The sequence below is a fragment of the Rhodococcus zopfii NBRC 100606 = JCM 9919 genome, from assembly GCF_001895025.1.
GTDB lineage: Bacteria > Actinomycetota > Actinomycetes > Mycobacteriales > Mycobacteriaceae > Rhodococcus > Rhodococcus zopfii.
This window is the reverse complement of record NZ_BCXI01000015.1, coordinates 138,048-158,057: the sequence shown is the minus strand read 5'-3', so window position 1 is coordinate 158,057 and position 20,010 is coordinate 138,048. Positions and strand designations below refer to the sequence as shown.

Sequence of the window (20,010 nt, the reverse complement as noted above, 5' to 3'; positions counted from 1 at the left end):
GGGCCGACGGCCGCGGCCTATCGTGGATACGGCCTGTGAATCGGGCGGAGCGAGGCCGTATGCACGAATTGTCGATCGCGCAGAGTGTGGTCGAGGCGGTGTGCGAGCGCGCCGACGGTCGGCGCGTCCGTAGCGTGCGCATGGTCGTCGGAGCGTTGTGTGCGGTGGTGCCGGACTCGATGCTCTTCTGTTTCGAGCTGGCCGCGACGGGAACCGCCGCGGAGGGTGCGCGGCTGGATCTCGAGACGCCGGCCGGAGTCGGGCACTGCCGGCAGTGCGGTGCGGATCTCGCGCTGACGGACCCGATCCTGTTGTGCCCGTGCGGAAGTTCGGATGTCGAGGTTTGCTCGGGCCGGGAGTTGACGATCGTGTCGATGGAAGTGAGCTGATCGCATGTGCGCCACGTGTGGGTGCGGCGACGACGCCGGGCCGCGCATCACGATGCCCCACGAGCACGAGCACGAGCACGAGCACGAGCACGAGCACGAGCACGAGCACGAGCACGGGCACGGCCATGGACACGGGCACGGTCACGGTGGGGACGCGGGCGGATCCGAACGTACCGAGACCGTCACGCTCGAACAGCGGGTGCTGGCCAAGAACGATGTTCTCGCCGAACGCAATCGGGGATGGCTCGCAGGTCGCGGCGTCACGGCCTTCAACGTGATGAGTTCACCCGGCGCGGGCAAGACCACCTTGCTCGAACGCACGATCCGGGAACTTTCCGGATCCGGTCCGATTGCGGTGATCGAGGGCGATCAGGAGACCCTGCTCGACGCGGAGCGCATCCGCGCAACGGGTTGTGCTGTGGTGCAGGTCAATACCGGGGCTGGATGTCACCTCGATGCGCAGATGATGCACGATGCGCTGACGGCGCTCGACCCGGAGTCCGGCACCCTGCTGTTCGTCGAGAATGTCGGGAATCTGGTGTGTCCGGCCCTGTTCGACCTCGGTGAACGGGGCCGGGTCGTCCTCATCTCCACCCCGGAAGGAACCGACAAACCCCTGAAATATCCGCACATCTTCGCGGTGGCCGATCTGGTTCTGGTCAACAAGACCGATCTGCTGCCGTATGTCGATTTCGACATCGAAACCTGTGTGCGGCACGCGAAATCGATCAATCCCCGGATCGAGGCGATCGCGGTGTCCGCGACGACCGGGGAGAATCTCACCGCCTGGTTCGACTGGATCGTCGATCATCGTCGGCCCGAACGTCATTCGCGACCGTAAGCCGGGCCTCCGTTGACAATCCGCTGCTGGCGGGTCCCTAATAGGAGAAGCGCTGTGCAAGTGGGCCGACGGTCGACTCCGACAGTGCAGGAGTGAACCGGCACTCCGGAAGGTGGCTCCGCATGCCTACACCACAAGCGCTGGCGGCCGAGGACACGTTGATACACGTGCTGTGGATCAACGCCGGCCTCAGCTGCGACGGTGACTCCGTCGCGCTCACCGCCGCGATGCAGCCCACCATCGAGGAGATCGCACTCGGGGCGCTGCCGGGTTTGCCGAAGGTCGCGGTGCACTGGCCGCTCATCGACTTCGAGTGCGGGCCCGAAGGTGGCGCCGACGACTTCCTCGAGTGGTTCCGCAAGGCCGACCGGGGTGAACTCGAACCGTTCGTGCTGGTCGTCGAGGGGTCGATTCCCAACGAGAAACTCCACGACGACGGCTACTGGTGCGGTTTCGGCAACGACGAGGAGACCGGACAGCCGATCACCACCAGCGAATGGCTCGATCGGCTGGCACCCAAGGCCACGGCGATCGTGGCCGCCGGAACCTGCGCCACATACGGTGGCATCCACGCGATGGCGGGTAATCCCACCGGCGCGATGGGCGTCCCCGACTATCTGGGCTGGGACTGGAAATCCAAGGCCGGCATCCCCATCGTCTGCGTGCCCGGGTGTCCGATCCAGCCGGACAACCTGTCCGAGACGATCACCTACCTGCTGTACATGGCGACGGATCAGGCGCCGATGATTCCGCTCGACGAGGCGCTTCGTCCTCAGTGGTTGTTCGGGCTGACCGTCCACGAGGGCTGCGACCGCGGCGGCTACTACGAACAGGGCGACTTCGCGACCGAGTACGGCTCGCCGAAGTGCATCGTCAAGCTGGGTTGCTGGGGGCCGGTCGTCAGATGCAATGTGCCCAAACGTGGTTGGATGAACGGCATCGGCGGGTGCCCGAACGTCGGCGGAATCTGCATCGGATGCACGATGCCGGGATTCCCCGACAAGTTCATGCCGTTCATGGACGAACCACCGGGCGGGCTGCTGTCGAGCACCGCCGTCGGCGTGTACGGCTCCGTCATCCGGAACCTGCGCAAGATCACGAGACGGACCCTGGACCACGAGCCGTCGTGGCGCGGGCCCGGTACAACATTGACGACCGGAGCCACCCGCACCTGGTAGGTCGGCAGCCGAAGTTCCGAGAGAAGGCAGCTCGATGACAGCCACCGCGCCCGATCCCCGTTCCGCCGACTCGCTCGTCGAGATGGCCTGGGATCCCATCACCCGAATCGTCGGCAGCCTCGGTATCTACACGAAGGTCGACTTCGCGAACAACACTGTCGCCGAATGCCACAGCACCTCGTCGATCTTCCGGGGGTACTCGCTGTTCATGAAGGGCAAGGACCCCCGCGACGCGCACTTCATCACCAGCCGCATCTGCGGCATCTGCGGTGACAACCACGCCACCTGCTCGTGCTACGCGCAGAACATGGCGTACGGCGTGCAACCACCGCACCTCGGCGAGTGGATCGTCAATCTCGGCGAGGCGGCCGAATACATGTTCGACCACAACATCTTCCAGGAGAACCTCGTCGGGGTCGACTACTGCGAGAAGATGGTCTCGGAGACGAACCCGTCCGTCCTGGCGCGAGCCGAGAACACCCGCGCACCGCACGAGGACCAGCACGGCTACCGCACCATCGCGGACATCATGCGGTCCCTGAACCCGTTCACCGGAGAGTTCTACCGCGAGGCGTTGCACGTCAGCAGGTCCACCCGAGAGATGTTCTGCCTCATGGAAGGCCGCCATGTGCATCCCTCGACGCTGTACCCCGGCGGCGTGGGCACGGTGGCCACGGTGCAGTTGATGACCGATTACCTGAGCCGGCTCATGCGCTACGTGGAATTCATGAAGAAGGTCGTGCCGATGCACGACGACCTGTTCGACTTCTTCTACGAAGCCCTGCCGGGCTACGAGAAGGTGGGGCTGCGGCGCACCCTGCTGGGCTGCTGGGGCGCTTTCCAAGATCCCGAGGTCTGCAACTTCTCCTACCGGGACATGGAGGACTGGGGCAGGAAGATGTTCGTGACCCCGGGGGTGGTCGTCGACGGCGAACTGGTCACCACCTCGCTGGTGGACATCAACCTGGGTCTGCGGATCCTGCTGGGCTCGTCCTACTACGAGGACTGGACCGACCAGGAGACGTTCGTACGGACGGACCCTCTCGGCAACCCCGTCGACCGGCGGCACCCGTGGAATCAGCACACCAATCCGCGCCCGCAGAAGCGCGACCTCGAGGACAAGTACAGCTGGGTGATGTCGCCGCGTTGGTTCGACGGCACCGATCACCTGGCACTCGACACCGGAGGGGGACCGCTGGCCCGGCTCTGGTCGACCGCGCTGGCCGGGCTCGTCGACATCGGCTACGTCGAATCGACCGGGTCGAGCGTGAAGATCAACCTGCCCAAGACCGCGTTGAAACCCCCGGTGACGCTCGAATGGAAGATCCCGCAACACGGCAGCAACACTCTCGAACGCAACCGCGCCCGAACCTACTTCCAGGCCTACGCGGCCGCCTGTGCGTTGCATTTCGCCGAGAAGGCGCTCGTGGAGATCCGCGCCGGCCGCACCAAGACGTGGGAGACGTTCGAGGTACCGGACGAGGGCATCGGCTGCGGGTTCACCGAGGCGGTGCGCGGCGTGCTCTCGCACCATCTGGTGATCCGGGACGGCAAGATCGCCAACTACCATCCGTACCCGCCGACGCCGTGGAACGCCAGCCCCCGCGACAGCTACGGGACACCCGGCCCCTACGAGGACGCGGTGCAGGGCCAGCCGATCTTCGAGGAGAACGACCGCGAGCATTTCAAGGGCATCGACATCATGCGGACCGTGCGCAGTTTCGATCCGTGTCTGCCGTGCGGCGTGCACATGTATCTGGGCGACGGGAAAACCCTCGAGAAGATGCATTCGCCGACCCAGTCGGTCACCGGGGAGTGACGGATGGAACGGTGGCGAGAATCCGGTGACCGTATCGAAGCGCTGCTCGACGCCTGTTCCGTAGCCGGACCGGCCGCCCGCGACCGCGCCGAAGACCTCCTGCGCGAAGTGCTGGATTTGTACGGGGCCGGCCTGGCCCGGATCCTCGACACGATTGCGGCGTACCCGAGCGCCGTCGACACGGTCGCAGGCGACGACCTGGTCGCCAGCCTGCTGCTCGTCCACGGGCTGCACCCGCACGACGTGACCACCCGGGTACGTGCCGCGCTGGACTCGGTGCGTCCGTACCTCGGCTCGCACGGCGGCGACGTCGAACTGCTCGGCATCCGCGGATCGGTGGTGCGCCTGCGGCTGCTCGGCAATTGCCGGGGATGCCCGTCGTCGGCGGTCACGCTCGAACTGGCGGTGCGCGACGCCGTGCGGGCGGCGGCCCCGGAGATCACCGACCTCGACGTGGAAACCGAACCCGACGATCGTGGACTCATCGCCCCGGAGGCCCTGTTCGCGCATATCGAGCCGGTAGGCAACGGTGTGTGGTGTGCGGCAACGGAATTCGAGCGGCTCGCAGAGGGGGAGGTCGGCGGGTTCACGATCGACGGGCTGCCCGTGCTGGCGTGCCGACTCGACGGCCGGTACCTCGCCTACCGCGACCGCTGCCCCGCATGCGGCAGTTCGTTCGCCGGCGCGGTACTGCACCGGCGGGCCGGAGACGGCGCGGGCGCGGCCGTGCTGCGCTGTCCGGAATGCCGAGCACACTTCGATGTACACCGGGCCGGCGCCCGGCTGGACGACGGCACCGCCGAGCACCTCGATCCGCTGCCGATCCTGGTGCGCGACGGGACGTTGTCGCTCGCCGTGCCCGATGAGCGCCCGGACACCGTCACCCGTCGCGCCGCTCGCCCCAGCTCTGCACCCCGTCGCTCCGCTCGCGCCAGCACTGCACCCCGTCGCTCCGCTCGCCCCACCGAGGTGACGTGATGGCCACCGTGCCCGAGATTCTCGGCCGCATCGCGGGGACACCGGGGCCCGCGGCGGCCGAGCGGTGCCAGATGTGCGCGATCGAGGTCGACGACGCGCACCGGCACGTCGTCGACCTCGATTCCCGGCGCCTGATGTGTGTCTGCCGGCCCTGTTACCTGCTCTTCACCGGTCAGGGCGCAGGCCTGCGGTTTCGCGCCGTTCCCGACCGGTACCTGTCGTTCCCGGGCTTCACGCTCGCGCCGGGCAGGTGGGCGGACCTCGAGATCCCGGTGGGGCTGGCGTTCTTCTTCCGCAATTCGGCGCTCGGTCGCACCGTCGCGTTCTACCCCGGTCCCGCCGGCGCCGCGGAATCGGAGCTGCCGCTCGGTACGTGGGACACGGTCCTCGCGGACAACCCGGCGCTGACGGAACCGACGCCCGATGTGGAGGCGCTGCTCGTGCGGGTCCCGGACCGCGGTGACCCCACCTGCCACCTCGTGCCGATCGACGCGTGCTACGAACTGGTCGGCAGGTTGCGGCGGGTGTGGCGCGGCTTCGACGGCGGACACGACGCCCGTGCCGAACTCGACGGATTCTTCGACACGCTCACCCGGCGGAGCCGCCCGGTCGACGCGGGGGCACCGACGTGACCGCGCTCGAGTTCACCGTCGCCGACATCGCGCCCGAACCGTACGCGGCCGCGCCGACGCTGCTGGCCACACTCGGGATACGGGAAGGCACGGGTGCGACCGTGCATGCGCTGGCGTTGCGATGCCAGCTCCGCATCGAACCGCGCCGCCGCCGTTACGGTCCCGAGGAGGAAGCCGCGCTGACCGACCTGTTCGGCACGCGCGACCGGTGGGGCACCACCCTCGCGCCCTTCCCGTGGCTGCACGCGTCCACGGTGGTGCCGGGATTCGACGGCGGATGCGAGGCGACGCTGCCGCTGACCTGCACGTACGACTTCGACGTGGCCGCCGCGCGGTACCTGCACGCGCTCGGCGACGGAACGGTGCCGCTGCTGGCGCTGTTCAGCGGCACCGTCTTCACCCGCGGTACAGCAGGATTCGCGGTCGAACAGGTGCCGTGGGACCGGGAGGCCCGATACGACCTTCCGGTGTGGGTGTGGCGTGACCTCATGCGGGCGCACTTCCCCGACACCGGCTATGCACGGCTCACCCACGCGACGCTGGCCGCACTGGGCCGGTTCAAGGCCGAACGGGGGCTGATCGATCTCGACGCCGCGATCACCGAACTGCTCGCCGCAGCCGGTGCCGGAACGGGGGTGGAGGCGTCGTGACGGTGCCACGGCAGAAACAACTCACCGACACGGACCAGGTGCGCGCGGTCGCCGACGCGGTCCTGTACGAGGGCTACCTGCTGTACCCGTACCGGGCGAGCTCCCGGAAGAACCAGTCGCGCTGGCAATTCGGGGTGCTGGGACCGCCGGGCGCCGCCGAGGCCGGGCTCGGCGAGCCGGCGTCGCTGGCAACCCAGACCGTGGTGCGCATGCTGGGAGCAGAACCGGTGATCGAGGTGACCCTGCGATTTCTCCAGCTCCAGCGGCGCACGGTGCAGCGTCGCACCGACGACGGATTCGAGACCGTCCCCGAGCTGGTCGTCGCCGGACGCTCGTGGGTCGGGTGGGACGAGGCCGTCGAATGCTCGTGCGTGTTTTCGGTAGCGGTGGCTACCGAAAACGCGCACGGGGCAGCGGGGGTCGCGGTGCCCGCGGGCGAGGACAGCGAACTGCTCACCGAACCCGACGGCACGGTCGCCGGGCGCCTGCTGCGCACCCGCCGCGCCGTGCGCGCGACCGTGACGGTCGAGGTCGGGCCGATCGCCGGTGATCTCGCCCGCGTCGCCGTCACCGTCGCGAACACCGGCGACACACCGGTCGACGCAGACGACGCGATCGGGCGGTCGCTGATCGGCGCGCATCTGATCCTCGCCGCCGCCGGCGCGCGTTTCGTATCGTTGCTCGAACCGCCCGCCGACGCGGCCGCGATCGCCGGCAGCTGCACCCACGAGCGGTGTTTCCCGGTTCTCGCCGGTGACCCGGACCCCGCGGTGCCGGGTGAGGCGCCCGTCGTGCTGGTGTCCCCGATCATCCTCTACGACCACCCCCGCGTCGCCGAGCAGAGCGGCGGAGACCTGTTCGACGCCACGGAGATCGACGAGATCCTCACGCTGCGCGTGTTGACGCTCACCGACGACGAGAAGGCGCAGGCCCGCGCCACCGACGCGCGGGCCGCGGAGATCGTGGACCGCTGCGAGGCGATGACCCCGGAGCAGTTCCGGGCGCTGCACGGCGTCCTGCGCGACCCGGGCCGCGACCCCGACCGCGCCGCCGGTCCGATACCCGACGTGCCCGACGGTGTCGACTGGTGGACCGAGGAAGCGGACACCAGTGTGCGACCGGAATGCGACATCGTGCTGGTGCAGGGGGTGCCGGTGGCGCGGGGAAGCCTCGTCCGGTTGCGCCCGTCCCGGCGGGCCGACGCGCAGGACCTGTTCTTCCGAGACCGGCTCGCGCGCGTCGCGACGGTCCACGGAGACGTGGACGGCGAGACCCACGTCGGTGTCGTACTCGTCGACGACCCCGCCGCCGATCTGCACGAGTGGTTCGGCCGTTACCTGTATTTCGCGCCGGACGAGATCGACCCGGTGCCGGGCGTGCCGGTGCAACCGTCGAGGAACGAGGAGTCATGAGAATCGTCGGAATTATGACCACGGCGACCGCCGCCGTCCTCGCGGTCGGCGCGGTGCTGATCGCGGTGAAGTCGATGCCGGATCTCAAGCGCTACTTCCGGATCCGGAACATGTGAGCAGCGGCGTGCGGATTCTGGTGGCGGGTGTCGGCAACATCTTCCTCGGGGACGACGGTTTCGGACCCGAGGTCGTGCGCAGTCTCGCCGGGACCGCGCAACCGGAAGGAGTCCGATTGGTGGACTACGGTATTCGCGGAATGCACCTCGCCTACGACCTGCTCGACGGGTGGGACGGGCTGGTCCTGATCGACGCCGTTCCCGGCACCGGGGAACCCGGCGCGGTGCGGGTCTTCGAAGCCGGGGACACCGCCCCCGCCGCGGTGAGGGTGGATGCCCACGGCATGGACCCGGCCTCGGTGTTCGCGACCCTCGCGGCGCTGGGCGGGAGCCGGCCCCGCACGGTCGTGGTGGGCTGCCAGGCGCAGTGCGTCGACGAGGGCATCGGGCTCTCACCCGCTGTCGCCGCCGCGGTCGAACCGGCTGCGGGGGCGGTGCGGCGCGCCGTGCAGTTGCTCCAGCGGACCGATCCGGCCGCGCCGTCCGGGGTCGGAGGTTGAATCGTGTGCCTGGGAATTCCCGGTCGGGTGATCCGTCTGCTCGCGGGCTACGGCGGTCAGCTGGCGCTCGTCGACGTCGTGGGTGAGAGCCGCCGCATCAACATCGGGTTGCTCGACGACGGAACCCTCGCGCCCGGCGACTGGGTCGTCATCCACATGGGTTTCGCGGTGGAACGGGTCGACGAGGCCGGCGCCGAACGTGCCCTGGCCGGCCTGGAACTGATGGGCCGCGGCCTCGACCGGGGAGACGAGCCGTGACGAGCGCCGTCGAGCGCCGCCGCGTGACCGTCCGGGGGGTGGTGCAGGGCGTCGGATTCAGGCCCTTCGTTGCGGGCCTGGCCGGGGAACTGCGCCTGGCCGGGCTGTGCGGGAACGACGATGCCGGAGTGTTCGTCGAAATCGAAGGAGCCACCGCCGTACTCGACGAGTTCGTGCGACGGTTGCGGGACGACGCCCCGCCGCTCGCCGAGGTGCTCGGCCTGACGTCGGTCCCGCGCACGCCCCTGGGCGACCGCGATTTTCGCATCGTGAACAGCCGTCGTACACCGGGATTGCGCACTCTGATCCCACCCGACGTCGCCACGTGCGTGGACTGTCTCCGGGAACTGAACGATCCGGCCGACCGCCGCTACCGGCATCCGTTCGTCAACTGCACCCATTGCGGACCTCGCTACACGGTGATCACCGACCTGCCCTACGACCGTCCCGCCACGACGATGGCCGCGTTCCCGATGTGCCCGCGCTGCGCCCGCGAATACGCCGACCCGGTCGATCGGCGGTATCACGCCCAGCCGATCTGCTGCCCGGACTGCGGTCCGAGGATCCATGCCGAACGTGGAGCCGACCGTGTCGACGGCGACGACGAGGTGCTGGCGGCGGTTCAGCGCGCACTCGCGGCCGGGCAGATCGTGGCCGTCAAGGGGCTCGGCGGCTACCACCTGGTGTGCGACGCGACCGATCCCGGCGCCGTCCGGCGGCTGCGCGAACGCAAGCGGCGGCCCGACAAGCCGTTCGCGCTGATGGCACCGGACGTGGCGACGGTCGCGGCGGAGTGCGCCGTGTCCGAGCGGGAGATCGCGGCCCTGACCCGGTCCGCACGCCCGATCGTGCTGCTGGACAAGCGGACCGCCACCACCGTCGCCGACGACGTGGCGCCGGGTCTGGGCGAGTTCGGGGTGATGCTCGCATACACGCCGCTGCACCACCTACTGTTCATGCCGGTGCCCGGACATCCGAATCCGGTGCCGCGCCTGCTGGTGATGACGTCCGGAAACGCCTCCGGCGAACCGCTGTGCACCGACGACGGTGAGGCCCGCACCCGTCTCGGCGGCATCGCCGACCTGTTCCTCGTGCACGATCGGCAGATCGCGGTGCCCTGCGAGGATTCGGTGGTCGCGGTCGTCCACGAGCGGAACGACACGACGCACACCAGGGACGGTGACCGGGAGGCGCCGATCCGGCGCTCGCGCGGCTACGCGCCGATGCCGGTGCTGCTCGGCGAGGCGTCGCCGCCGGTCCTCGCGGTCGGCGCGGAACTGAAGAACACCTTCTGCCTCACCCGGCAGGAGTACGCGTTCTGTTCGGCGCACCTCGGGGACATGGGCTCGTTGGAGAGCCGGCGCGCGTTCGAAACGTCCGTGGCGCGGCTGACCGCGCTGCACCGGGTCACCCCGGAACTCGTCGTCGCCGACGCCCACCCCGGCTACGCGACGCGGCAGTGGGCCGAGAGCTACGCCGACGACCACGGCGTCGCCCTGCACACCGTGCAGCACCACCACGCGCACGTCGCGTCGCTGCTCACCGAACACGGCAGGATCGGTGCGCCGGCCCTCGGCATCGCGTTCGACGGCACCGGATACGGCTGCGACCGGACGGTGTGGGGCGGGGAACTGCTGCTCGTCGGACCGGACCTGCTCGACATGCACCGGGCCGGGCACCTGCGGTCGTTCCTGCTGCCCGGCGGCGACGTCGCGGTGCGGACCCCGGCGCGGGTCGCGCTGGCGTTGCTGCGCGACGCCGGTATCGGTGAGCCCACCTCGCCGGAGGTGGCCGACCTGCCGTGCGCCGGTGCTCTCCCCGCCGCGGAGCGGGACCTGGTGGCGTCCCAGTTGCGGTCCGGCATCGGCTGCGTGCGCACCACGAGTGCCGGGCGGTTGTTCGACGGGGTGGCGTCCCTGCTCGGGGTGCGTCATCGCATCACGTACGAGGGGCAGGCGGCCGTGGAACTCGAGGCGCTCGCGCGGACCGCGGCGGGACCGGCGCCGGTGCGGATGGCGGTGCTCGGCGACGAACTGGACTGGACCGGGACGCTGCGCTGCCTGGTCGGGGGCCTGCGGCTGGGGGTTCCGGCCGCGGATCTGGCGCTCGGATTCCACTGTGCGCTCGCGGTCGCCGTCGCACGGCTGGCGGCGCGGATCGCCACCGCCGCGCAAATCTCCACGATCGGGTTGACCGGCGGTGTCTTCCAGAATCGCCTGCTCACCGACGGTGTGCGAACTATGCTGCAAGACAGTGGGTTCGAGGTCCTGACGCACAGCCGGGTGCCGTCGAACGACGGTGGGCTGTCGTTGGGGCAGGCCGCGATCGGCGCCACCCTCGCACGGCGGCGAGCCGCCCCGTCCCCACGGCGGCGAGCCGACCTGGGGGCAGAGCGGGCGGCGGACGAGGTATCGACGGGACGTGTGCGATGACACCGACGACACAGCAACAGAATCCGCCGATCGGCGAGAACCCGATCGGGGAGGAACTCGCCGCGGATCTGGCGACGGCGGCGCTGGGCTTGGCGCGGAGATTCCACGCCGGCGCGACCCTGTGGGTGGTGTCGCCGCAATGGGAACCGCACGCGCACCACGTGGCCGTGGAATTCGTGCATCCGGTGATCATGGGTAAGCGGGCGTTGCCGGCGGTGTCGCTGGTCGAGCCGGACCCGGTCGCCCAGTGCCGGGTCGCGACCCGGCCGGGTGATGTCGTCCTCGCTGTCGCCGCCGCGGACGAACCCGACGTCCTCGACATCGCGCGACGCGCCGCAGCGTGGGGCACCGACACCATCTGGATCGGCGCCGGGCCCCGCCCACCCGCCGGGGCCGCCACGCACGTGCTGTGGGTCGATTCGAACGATCCGATGGTGCCGGCCACCGGCCGGTTCGTGCTGCTGTACCACCTGCTGTGGGAGCTGACCCACGTGGTTTTCGAACATCCCGGGCTGCTCGCCGAAGACCAGCCCGACGCGGTGTGCGTGACGTGCGGCGACGAGGGCAGGCTCGCGGAGGTCATCGCCTCACCCGGCGCCGCCGCCACGACCGCCCTGGTGCGGACCGCGGGCGGTGAGGAACACGTCGACGTGTCGATCCTGGAATCCGTTGCCGCGCACGATCTGCTCGTCGTGCACGGCGGTGTCGCGCTCACCCGGCTCGACGTTCCTGCAGATCCGGCAGAGAGGTGACACCGTGAGCGAACCGGAGGAGACCGGCTTCCTGTATCCGTTCATCGATGCGGAGGAGCGTGACGCCGGGCCGCTGCTGCGCGACCTCGCCGCGTCCGCCCGCAGCAAGGCAGCGGAGAGTGCGCGGCTGCAACAGGAGTCGATCGACGAATGGGGAGCGGCGCTCGAGTCCGCGGGAGAGCGCATGGCCCGGGTCTTCGCGCGCGGCGGCCGGCTCTACACGTTCGGCAACGGAGGCAGCTCCACCGATGCCGCGACCCTCGCCTCCCTGTTCAGCAGGCCCGCACGGGGCCGTCCGGTGCCCGCGTGGTCCCTGGCTGCGGACCAGGCCGTGGTCACGGCCCTCGGCAACGACGTCGGATTCGACCTGATCTTCTCGCGGCAGATCATCGCCCACGCGAAACCGGTCGACGTCGCGATCGCGTTGTCCACCTCCGGCAACTCGGACGATCTCATGACCGCCCTCGCCGAGGCGAGATTCCGCGGCCTGCTCACCGTCGGGTTCGCCGGGCACGACGGCGGCCGGATGGCCGTCACCGACGACCTGGACTTCTGCTTCACGGTCCGCTCCCAGAGCATTCACCGCATCCAGGAGAGCCACGCCTTGCTCGGATACCGCTTGTGGGAGGCCACGCAGGAGCATCTCGAGCGCGACACCGAGACTGCGGGAGGCCGGCCGTGAGCACCGACGCGGGTCGCGAAGATCGGGTCCTGGACCGGATCGAGGCGTTCCGGCGCCGGCGTCCGCGTCTGCTCGACACGGTCGTCACCCTCTCCCACGGGGCCGGCGGCAAGGCGTCCGCGGCCCTGGTGGATGCGGTGTTCGTGGACGCGTTCCGTAACCCCGAACTCGAACAGCTCGGCGACGCCGCCGTCGGCGTCCTCGATGCGGGCGCCGCCGGTGGGGCGGTCGGTGTGGGCGCCGCCGGCGGGGCGGTCGGTGTGGGCGAGCGCCTGGCGTTCTCGACCGATTCGTACGTCGTCAAACCCCTGCAGTTCCCGGGCGGTTCGATCGGGCACCTCGCGGTCCACGGCACCGTCAACGATCTTGCGGTGTCCGGTGCCCGGCCGCGCTGGCTGTCGGCGGCATTCGTGATCGAGGAGGGATTCGAGATCGCCCGGCTGCGGGAGATCGTCGCGGACATGGCGACCGCGGCGTCCGGTGCAGGGGTCGCCATCGTCACCGGGGACACCAAGGTCGTCGGCAAGGGTTCCGCCGACGGGCTCTACATCAGCACCGCGGGTGTGGGGGTGGTACCCGCCGGTCGTCGGCTGGGCGCGGACCTGGTCCGGCCCGGCGACCGGGTCGTCGTGTCCGGTCCGCTCGGTGACCACGGTATGGCGGTGCTGCTCGCGCGCGGTGAACTCGCACTCGAGGCGGACATCGCGTCCGACACCGCGCCCGTGCACCGCATGGTGGAGGCGCTGCTCGCGGCGGCCCCGGCGACCCGGTGGATGCGGGATGCGACCCGCGGCGGCGTCGGCACCGTGTGCAACGAACTCGCGCAGGCCACCGGATTCGCGGTCGTACTCGACGAGGCGGCGCTGCCGATCCGGCCTGCGGTCCTCGGCGCGTGCGACCTGCTCGGCATCGACCCGCTGTATGTGGCGAACGAGGGCAAGTTCGTGGCGGTGGTCGCCGCGGACGAGACGGACGCGGCGCTCGCTGCGCTGCGCGGGCAGGCCGGTGGTGAGGCCGCGGCGGTCGTCGGCGAGATCCTTGCGGAACCGGAAGGCATCGTCGCGCTGCGCACCGCGTTCGGAGGTACCCGGATCGTCGACATGCTCGTCGGCGACCCGCTGCCGCGAATCTGTTGACGGTGAGGAGAACTGCTGTGTGTCTGGGAATTCCGGGAAGGATCGTCGACATCCTCGACGCCGACCAGGACCTCGCGAAGGTCGACGTCAACGGGGTGCAGCGGGCGATCAGCATCCGGTTGCTCGCCGGCACCGGGCTGCAGGTCGGTGACTGGGTGCTCGTGCACGTCGGGTTCGCGATGTCACGCATCGACGAGGCGGAGGCGCAGATGACGCTCGATCAGGTGCGCCGGATGGGCGCCGACTACGTCAACGAGATCGAGGCGTTCACGAATTCGGAGATCGACACGACGCCGAGATGACGGCGACGAGGGAAAGCGGGTTGCCACCATGAAATTCGTCGACGAGTTCCGGGACCCGGCCGCGGCCCGGGCCCTGGTCGCAGCGATCACCGACCTCGCGGCCGGGGACGAGTTCAAGTTCATGGAGGTGTGCGGCGGGCACACCCACACCATCTACCGGCACGGCATCGAACATCTGCTGCCGCCGTCGGTGCAGCTGGTGCACGGACCGGGCTGCCCCGTCTGCGTCATCCCCATGGGTCGTATCGACGACGCGATGTGGCTGGCCGAACAGCCCGACGTCGTGTTCACGACATTCGGGGACATGATGCGGGTGCCCGGATCCCGGGGCAACCTTCTCGAGGCGAAGGCGCGGGGCGCCGATGTGCGGTTCGTGTACTCGCCGCTCGACGCGCTCAAAATCGCCGTCGACCACCCGGACAAGCAGGTGGTGTTCTTCGCGGTCGGGTTCGAGACCACCGCGCCGTCCACCGCCGTGACCCTGGTGCGTGCGAAACAGCTCGGCCTGACGAACTTCTCGGTGTTCTGCAATCACGTCACGATCGTGCCGCCGATCAAGGCGATCCTCGAGTCGCCGGATCTGCGTCTGTCCGGGTTCCTCGGGCCGGGCCACGTGTCGACCGTCGTGGGTCTGCGTCCGTACCGATTCGTACCGGAGAGGTACGGGAAACCGATCGTGGTAGCGGGTTTCGAGCCGCTCGATATCCTCGCGTCGGTGCACATGCTGCTGCGCCAGATCCGGGACGGGCGGTGCGAGGTCGAGAACCAGTACAGCCGCGTGGTGCGCAGCGAGGGCAATCGGCAGGCCCTGACGTTGCTGGCGCAGACGTTCGCGCTGCGTCCCCACTTCGAGTGGCGCGGACTGGGATTCATCTCGCAGAGTGCGCTGGGTATCCACCCGGACTACGCCGAGTTCGATGCGGAGCAACGCTTCTCGATGCCCGGTGTGCGGGTGGCCGATCCGAAGGCCTGCCAGTGCGGTGAGGTGCTCAAGGGCGTGATCAAACCCTGGGAGTGCAAGGTGTTCGGAACCGCATGCACACCCGAGACGCCGATCGGCACCTGCATGGTTTCCCCCGAAGGAGCATGTGCCGCCTACTACAACTTCGGTCGACTGCATCGGGAGACCGCGGCACTGGTGGGGCAGCGCGGGAAAGGCTGACCGTGGCGGACGGCGTGGCGGCCCAAGGGGCTCGGCTGTTCGCGCGCTATGCGCACGCGCCCAACGAACTCGGCTACTGCGGGCCCGCGAGTGCCGCCGCGCTCGAGAGGGCCGCCTGCGGGGGCGGGGATCCCGCGGCGGTGGCCGCCGCGGCCCGGCAGTTCAGCGGGGCCTGGCCCTATCAGCAACTGATCGCCGAGCACTGCGGGATCACCGATCCGCTCGACGAGCGGGTGGTGCGCGCCTACTGGACCGGCAACCTCCTCACCGATCGCATCGACGTGGACCGGTTCGGTGGTGAGCTGCTGAGCCGTTTCGGGGAGCGGGCCGGCCACTACTGGTCGCATCTGACGGCGGAGCTGCTGCCCGAGGTGACCGCGACCCACGCGTTCCACGTGTTCGGGGTGTACCCGTGGTCGCGGCTGCTGGAAACCGGGATGCCGCAACCACTCCACATCCTCGACTCGTGCCGGATCGGATGGGGGACCGTGCTCGAGGTGTCCGACGGCGACGCCGCGGTGCGCGTGCGTCCGCTCGAATTCGACGGCACCAGGCTGGCTCTCGGCGCCGAAACCGTCCGGCGTGCCGGCCGGCGCACCGCATCCGGAGTGTTCGTGCCCGCCCTGCGCGTGGGTGAACAGGTGGCGCTGCACTGGGATTTCGTGTGCGACAGACTCACCGCGGAGGAGGCCGGCCGGCTGGAGTCGTGGACCGTGCGTCAACTCGGGCACACCAACGGTCGGCTCCCCACCCGGTGAGGTGTTCAGCTTCGCCGGTGCGGCACGGAGAAGCCCCACGGCAGTTCGAGCCGGTGCGCCGCGAGCAGCGCGTCGTCGGTCAGGATCTCGTCTATCGGTCCGTCCGCGACGAGCCGGCCGTCGTCGAGGACCACCGCGCGGGTGCACAGTTGCGCGGCATACGGAAGATCGTGGGTGACGAGGAGCAGCGTCGCGTCGAGCCGGGCGAGGACCTCCGCAAGCTCGCGACGGGCCACCGGGTCGAGGTTCGCCGACGGCTCGTCGAGCACGAGAACCTCTGGCCTGCAAGACAACACGGTCGCCAGTGCGACGCGACGACGCTGCCCGCCCGACAGATGGGTGGTGTCGCGTTCCGCGTGCTCGGTCATGCCGACAGCGGTGAGGGCCTCCCGGACCCGCTCGTCGAGCTCCGGTGGGCGGACCCCGAAATTCGCCGGGCCGAACGCGACGTCCTGGGCGACCGTGGGCATGAACAGCTGGTCGTCGGGGTCCTGGAACACGAGCCCCACGGCGCGCCGGATTTCGCGGACGGTGTCGCGACCGACCCGCCGTCCGCCGATCGCGACGGACCCCTCGGTGGGGGTGAGCACACCGTTGAGATGCAACATGAGTGTCGTCTTGCCCGCGCCGTTGGGACCGAGCACCGCCACCCGCTCGCCCGCCGCGACGGCCAGGTCGACGCCGTGCAGGGCACGCCGCCCGTCGGGGTAGGAGTATCCGACGCCGGACAGGTGCACCGCGGGTGTGCCGGTCACGTCGTCACCCACGCCGTCGCGCACACGAGCAGGGCGCACGTGGTCGGCGCCAGCGCCGACATCCAGTCCGCGGAACGGGCGGTCGCTCCGAAAGCCGGTACCGCGCCCGTGAATCCACGCGAGAGCATCGCCAGGTGCACCCGTTCTCCGCGCTCGTAGGCACGCAGGAACAGCCCGCCGACCCCGCGCGCGGTCGCGCCGATCTGCCGCAGCGTGCGGGGGTCGTCACCGCGGGACAACCGTGCGATACGCATCCGGTGGGCCTCGGCGGCGAGCAGGTCCGCGTACCGGATCATCAGCACGACTACGGTGGTGACCAGTCCCGGCACGCGGAGTCGGGTAAGTGCCTCCGGCAGTTCCCGCACCGCCGTGGTCGCCGCGAGGGTCAGGGACACGAGGACTCCGAGGGTGCCTTTGACGAGGATCCCCCACGCGGCATACAGGCCGGGCACCGACAGCGAAATCCCGGCCACGACAACGCGTTCCCCGGATTCGGCGAACGGTAGTAGTACCGCGAGCACCACGAACGGAAGCTCGATGAGCATCCGTGGAGCCAGCCACGAGGGCCGGATCCCCGCGATCGTCCACACCGAGGCGAGCAGCGCCAGGTACGCACCGAACGCCCACATCGCCTCGCGCGGGGTCGCGACGACGACGAACACGAACGTCGTTGCCGCAACGATCTTCACCTCCGCCGGCAACCGGTGGACCGGTGATGTGCCCGGCAGGTGCAGCCGGGCCGCATGCGTCCCGCTCACGGATTCGGGGAGTCGCCGTGCGCGCGGCGTCGGACGAGGAGATGGAACAGGCCGCTTGCGGCGATCGCGACGACCACGACGCCCGCGACGCCGGCGAGTCCGGTCGAGAACTGCCTTCCGCCGACCGCGTAGCCGGCCAGGGGGCCGCCGGACAGGGCGTGATCGGTGGTGGTGGTTGCGATGCACTCGCCGGTGACGTGTTCGCTGCCGTCGACCTCGACGACCTCGCACCCGCGTAGTGTCGTCGAGTCGAGGCCGTCGGGGCTCGGACTGGCCAGGTAGGAGAGTGCTCCGGCGATCAGCAGGGTGACCGCGGCGAGTGCGAGCAGCACCCGGCGGCGGCTCATGCGGTCACATCCGAGGCAGACGCGGGAGCGGCGCGCCGCGGGGCGGTGCGCAGGAGGTACACCAGGTCGGGCCGGGCTCTGGCGACCGTGACCACGGTCGCCGCGGTGACGATCCCCTCCCCGGCGCCGATGAGCGCGTGGGTGCCGAGCAGGTAGGCGGCGACGGTCCCGAGCGAGGTGGTCGAGGCGCCGCCGATCGCGTATTCGAGCAGGAATCCGGCCGAGGCGGCGACCACGGCGGACAATGCCGCCGTGAACGACACGACCGCGAGGCCCCGACCCCGGGTGCGGCCCCGGAGCAGGGGACGCAGCGCGAGCGCGACAGCGTAACCGGTCGCGACGCCGATCAGCGCCATGTTGGTGATGTTGGCGCCGAGCGCGCTGAGACCGCCGTCCGCGAACAGCAGCGCCTGGACGATCAGCACGATCGAGAGGCACAGTGCGCCGGTGTACGGGCCGACGAGGATCGCGGCGAGCGCGCCGCCGAGGACGTGCCCGCTGACGCCGGGAAGAATCGGGAAATTCACCATCTGCAGGGCGAATACGAACGCGGCGACCAGCCCCGCCATGGGGGCGGTGCGCTCGTCGAGTTCACGCCGTGCCCGCCACAGCGCGATGGCGAGCCCGGCGACCGCGACGGCGCCGAACAGGAGCGAGGTCGGTGCGTCGACGAGGCCGTCGCTCATGTGCATCGCTACGACATCCATCAACGAATCGTACCTTCTCATATGAACAGTTGCTCATGTATCCGCCGGTGGGGGCGCGGGGGTGAGCCCGTCGAAGGCAGTTCGGGGAACTCTCCGTTCACGTCGTCGACGATCCGGTATGAGGGGCTGTGCCGGCGCGCGACCGTCCGAACTGATCACACACTGCGTCGGCTGTTTGTGATCAGTGTTGCAGGGGCTCCCAGGCCGGGAGCGGATCCCGATAGCGCCGCCACGCGTGCAGACCCTCGGCCATCTCGACGTCGGTGAGCAATGCGCGGTCGAGGGTCTGTTCGAGCTTCTCGACATCGAGTTCGATTCCGATGAATACGATCTCTTGCCCGGGTGTCTCGTCGGTCGTGGTCCACAGCTGCGCCGGTTCGATCACCAGGTTCGGCCCGGCCTGCGACCAGATGGCGACTGTCTCCGGTCGACTGGCGATCCAGCAGAAGCCTTTGCTGCGCAACAGACCTTTCAGTTCGCTCGTGGCGATCTCGAGCCGGGACGGGTGGAACGGCCGGTCCGCCCGGTAGGTGACGCTCCGAATGCCGTACTCCTCCGTCTCCGGGGTGTGTCCGCCTGCGAGTTCCTCCGCCCACCCGGGCGCGTTCGCGGCCAGCTGCGGGTCGTACAGCCCGGTGCCGAGCACCTCGTGCAGTTCGACGACCCCATGGCTGGTCCGGATCAGTTCGGCCGCCGGATTGAGCCGCCGCAGCGTGGCCTCGACGGTGCCGGCTACCTGTTCGCTGACCAGGTCGGTTTTGTTGAGCAGGAGGACATCCGCAAACTCCACCTGGTCGATCAGCAGATCGGAGATGCTGCGTTCGTCGCCCTCGCCCGCCTCGAGGTTGCGGTCGTCGAGACGCTGCCCCTTGGCCAGTTCCCCGAGGAAGGTGGACGCGTCCACCACGGTCACCATGGTGTCGAGCGTCGCGACGCTGCCGAGGCTGAAGCCGTCCTCGAACTCCCAGTCGAAGGTCGCGGCCACCGGCATCGGTTCGGAGATCCCGGTGGATTCGATGACCAGATGGTCGAAGCGCCCGTCACGGGCGAGTTCGGCGACCGACTCGATCAGATCCTCGCGCAGCGTGCAGCAGATGCAGCCGTTCGTGAGCTCGACAAGTCGTTCCTCGGTGCGGTCCAAGTAGCCCTGACCTTGGACGAGGGCCGCATCGATGTTCACCTCACTCATGTCGTTGACGATCACCGCCACGCGGCGACCGTCCCGGTTGGCCAGCATGTGGTTGAGCAGAGTCGTCTTCCCGGCTCCGAGGAATCCGGACAGCACGGTGACGGGCAACTTCGCGGGGGTCATTCCTGAATGATAACGACATTCATTATCGATAATGAGCCGGGGTGCCGCCGTGTGCTTTCCGGAACGCTCGTCCATTAGGTGGTCGGCATTTGCCCCCCTCGGGAACGGCGCCCTGTCGCGCCTCGGTGTTGCCC

23 protein-coding genes are annotated in these 20,010 nt (G+C 69.5%); 18 read left to right on the top strand and 5 right to left on the bottom strand.

Going from position 1 to position 20,010, the window contains the following annotated elements; genetic code table 11:
• Positions 1-59 precede the first annotated feature (59 nt).
• The 18 genes from RZ1_RS11675 to RZ1_RS11595 all read left to right on the top strand — a co-directional run bounded on the left by RZ1_RS11675 (position 60) and on the right by RZ1_RS11595 (position 15,997).
• Positions 60-389 (top strand): hydrogenase maturation nickel metallochaperone HypA, encoded by a 330-nt coding sequence (locus RZ1_RS11675; protein WP_072811983.1) that lies wholly within the window; start codon positions 60-62, stop codon positions 387-389.
• A gap of 4 nt (positions 390-393) precedes the next feature.
• The gene (hypB, locus tag RZ1_RS11670; protein ID WP_072811981.1) at positions 394-1,230 is read left to right on the top strand and encodes a hydrogenase nickel incorporation protein HypB; all 837 of its coding nucleotides are present in this window, start codon (positions 394-396) and stop codon (positions 1,228-1,230) included.
• 122 nt (positions 1,231-1,352) lie between these two features.
• A complete protein-coding gene (locus RZ1_RS11665) occupies positions 1,353-2,408 on the top strand; it encodes an NADH-quinone oxidoreductase subunit B family protein (protein ID WP_072811980.1) in 1,056 nt (351 codons plus the stop codon).
• Positions 2,409-2,442: 34 nt separating this feature from the next.
• Positions 2,443-4,227: a nickel-dependent hydrogenase large subunit gene (locus RZ1_RS11660; protein WP_072811978.1), complete on the top strand. Its 1,785-nt coding sequence runs from the start codon at positions 2,443-2,445 to the stop codon at positions 4,225-4,227.
• Between the two features lie 3 nt (positions 4,228-4,230).
• Positions 4,231-5,205 (top strand): NifU family protein, encoded by a 975-nt coding sequence (locus RZ1_RS11655; protein ID WP_083583641.1) that lies wholly within the window; start codon positions 4,231-4,233, stop codon positions 5,203-5,205.
• The gene (locus RZ1_RS11650; protein ID WP_072811976.1) at positions 5,205-5,837 is read left to right on the top strand and encodes a DUF5947 family protein; all 633 of its coding nucleotides are present in this window, start codon (positions 5,205-5,207) and stop codon (positions 5,835-5,837) included. The genes RZ1_RS11655 and RZ1_RS11650 overlap by 1 nt, the downstream gene beginning before the upstream one ends.
• The gene (locus RZ1_RS11645; RefSeq protein ID WP_072811975.1) at positions 5,834-6,487 is read left to right on the top strand and encodes a DUF6084 family protein; all 654 of its coding nucleotides are present in this window, start codon (positions 5,834-5,836) and stop codon (positions 6,485-6,487) included. Before RZ1_RS11650 ends, RZ1_RS11645 begins: the two co-directional genes overlap by 4 nt.
• Complete coding sequence (locus RZ1_RS11640) at positions 6,484-7,899, top strand: hypothetical protein (protein WP_238072020.1); 1,416 nt, start codon at positions 6,484-6,486, stop codon at positions 7,897-7,899. Before RZ1_RS11645 ends, RZ1_RS11640 begins: the two co-directional genes overlap by 4 nt.
• Positions 7,900-7,913: 14 nt before the next feature.
• On the top strand, positions 7,914-8,015 hold the full coding sequence (locus RZ1_RS31850; RefSeq protein WP_371305802.1) for a DUF6893 family small protein: 102 nt from the start codon (positions 7,914-7,916) through the stop codon (positions 8,013-8,015).
• Positions 8,012-8,515, top strand: coding sequence for a hydrogenase maturation protease (locus RZ1_RS11635; protein WP_072811973.1), 504 nt, complete (start codon positions 8,012-8,014; stop codon positions 8,513-8,515). Before RZ1_RS31850 ends, RZ1_RS11635 begins: the two co-directional genes overlap by 4 nt.
• 3 nt (positions 8,516-8,518) lie before the next feature.
• Entirely contained in the window at positions 8,519-8,773 is a 255-nt protein-coding gene (locus RZ1_RS11630; RefSeq protein ID WP_072811971.1) for a HypC/HybG/HupF family hydrogenase formation chaperone, read from the top strand.
• A complete protein-coding gene (gene hypF / locus RZ1_RS11625) occupies positions 8,770-11,205 on the top strand; it encodes a carbamoyltransferase HypF (protein ID WP_083583640.1) in 2,436 nt (811 codons plus the stop codon). The genes RZ1_RS11630 and hypF overlap by 4 nt, the downstream gene beginning before the upstream one ends.
• Positions 11,202-11,957 carry a phosphoheptose isomerase family protein gene (locus RZ1_RS11620; protein ID WP_072811970.1) on the top strand — a complete coding sequence of 252 codons (756 nt, stop codon included), beginning with the start codon at positions 11,202-11,204 and terminating at the stop codon, positions 11,955-11,957. The genes hypF and RZ1_RS11620 overlap by 4 nt, the downstream gene beginning before the upstream one ends.
• Positions 11,958-11,961: 4 nt before the next feature.
• Positions 11,962-12,639: a D-sedoheptulose-7-phosphate isomerase gene (locus RZ1_RS11615; protein ID WP_072812075.1), complete on the top strand. Its 678-nt coding sequence runs from the start codon at positions 11,962-11,964 to the stop codon at positions 12,637-12,639.
• A complete protein-coding gene (hypE, locus tag RZ1_RS11610) occupies positions 12,636-13,775 on the top strand; it encodes a hydrogenase expression/formation protein HypE (RefSeq protein ID WP_072811968.1) in 1,140 nt (379 codons plus the stop codon). The genes RZ1_RS11615 and hypE overlap by 4 nt, the downstream gene beginning before the upstream one ends.
• Positions 13,776-13,792: 17 nt before the next feature.
• Positions 13,793-14,077: a HypC/HybG/HupF family hydrogenase formation chaperone gene (locus tag RZ1_RS11605; protein ID WP_072811967.1), complete on the top strand. Its 285-nt coding sequence runs from the start codon at positions 13,793-13,795 to the stop codon at positions 14,075-14,077.
• Between the two features lie 28 nt (positions 14,078-14,105).
• Positions 14,106-15,239, top strand: a complete 1,134-nt coding sequence (hypD, locus tag RZ1_RS11600; RefSeq protein ID WP_072811965.1) for a hydrogenase formation protein HypD — start codon at positions 14,106-14,108, stop codon at positions 15,237-15,239.
• 2 nt (positions 15,240-15,241) lie between these two features.
• Entirely contained in the window at positions 15,242-15,997 is a 756-nt protein-coding gene (locus RZ1_RS11595) for a DUF6390 family protein (protein WP_072811963.1), read from the top strand.
• Positions 15,998-16,002: 5 nt separating this feature from the next.
• Here RZ1_RS11595 and RZ1_RS11590 read toward each other — a convergent pair whose 3' ends face one another.
• The 5 genes from RZ1_RS11590 to RZ1_RS11570 form a co-directional block, all read right to left on the bottom strand.
• Positions 16,003-16,752, bottom strand: a complete 750-nt coding sequence (locus RZ1_RS11590) for an energy-coupling factor ABC transporter ATP-binding protein (protein ID WP_072811962.1) — start codon at positions 16,750-16,752, stop codon at positions 16,003-16,005.
• Complete coding sequence (gene cbiQ, locus RZ1_RS11585) at positions 16,749-17,510, bottom strand: cobalt ECF transporter T component CbiQ (protein ID WP_072811960.1); 762 nt, start codon at positions 17,508-17,510, stop codon at positions 16,749-16,751. The genes RZ1_RS11590 and cbiQ overlap by 4 nt, the downstream gene beginning before the upstream one ends.
• The gene (locus RZ1_RS11580) at positions 17,507-17,857 is read right to left on the bottom strand and encodes a PDGLE domain-containing protein (RefSeq protein WP_072811959.1); all 351 of its coding nucleotides are present in this window, start codon (positions 17,855-17,857) and stop codon (positions 17,507-17,509) included. Before RZ1_RS11580 ends, cbiQ begins: the two co-directional genes overlap by 4 nt.
• Entirely contained in the window at positions 17,854-18,564 is a 711-nt protein-coding gene (locus RZ1_RS11575) for an energy-coupling factor ABC transporter permease (RefSeq protein WP_072811958.1), read from the bottom strand. The genes RZ1_RS11580 and RZ1_RS11575 overlap by 4 nt, the downstream gene beginning before the upstream one ends.
• A 181-nt stretch (positions 18,565-18,745) precedes the next feature.
• Positions 18,746-19,876: a GTP-binding protein gene (locus RZ1_RS11570; protein WP_072811956.1), complete on the bottom strand. Its 1,131-nt coding sequence runs from the start codon at positions 19,874-19,876 to the stop codon at positions 18,746-18,748.
• Positions 19,877-20,010 lie beyond the last annotated feature (134 nt).

Excerpts from the sequence above, each read along its gene's own strand:
- RZ1_RS11675 (WP_072811983.1), top strand. The coding sequence starts at position 60 with ATGCACGAATTGTCGATCGCGCAGAGTGTGGTCGAGGCGGTGTGCGAG.
- hypB (WP_072811981.1), top strand. The coding sequence starts at position 394 with ATGTGCGCCACGTGTGGGTGCGGCGACGACGCCGGGCCGCGCATCACG.
- RZ1_RS11665 (WP_072811980.1), top strand. The coding sequence starts at position 1,353 with ATGCCTACACCACAAGCGCTGGCGGCCGAGGACACGTTGATACACGTG.
- RZ1_RS11660 (WP_072811978.1), top strand. The coding sequence starts at position 2,443 with ATGACAGCCACCGCGCCCGATCCCCGTTCCGCCGACTCGCTCGTCGAG.
- RZ1_RS11655 (WP_083583641.1), top strand. The coding sequence starts at position 4,231 with ATGGAACGGTGGCGAGAATCCGGTGACCGTATCGAAGCGCTGCTCGAC.
- RZ1_RS11650 (WP_072811976.1), top strand. The coding sequence starts at position 5,205 with ATGGCCACCGTGCCCGAGATTCTCGGCCGCATCGCGGGGACACCGGGG.
- RZ1_RS31850 (WP_371305802.1), top strand. The coding sequence starts at position 7,914 with ATGACCACGGCGACCGCCGCCGTCCTCGCGGTCGGCGCGGTGCTGATC.
- RZ1_RS11620 (WP_072811970.1), top strand. The coding sequence starts at position 11,202 with ATGACACCGACGACACAGCAACAGAATCCGCCGATCGGCGAGAACCCG.
- hypD (WP_072811965.1), top strand. The coding sequence starts at position 14,106 with ATGAAATTCGTCGACGAGTTCCGGGACCCGGCCGCGGCCCGGGCCCTG.
- RZ1_RS11580 (WP_072811959.1), bottom strand. The coding sequence starts at position 17,857 with ATGAGCCGCCGCCGGGTGCTGCTCGCACTCGCCGCGGTCACCCTGCTG.
- RZ1_RS11575 (WP_072811958.1), bottom strand. The coding sequence starts at position 18,564 with ATGGATGTCGTAGCGATGCACATGAGCGACGGCCTCGTCGACGCACCG.
- RZ1_RS11570 (WP_072811956.1), bottom strand. The coding sequence starts at position 19,876 with ATGACCCCCGCGAAGTTGCCCGTCACCGTGCTGTCCGGATTCCTCGGA.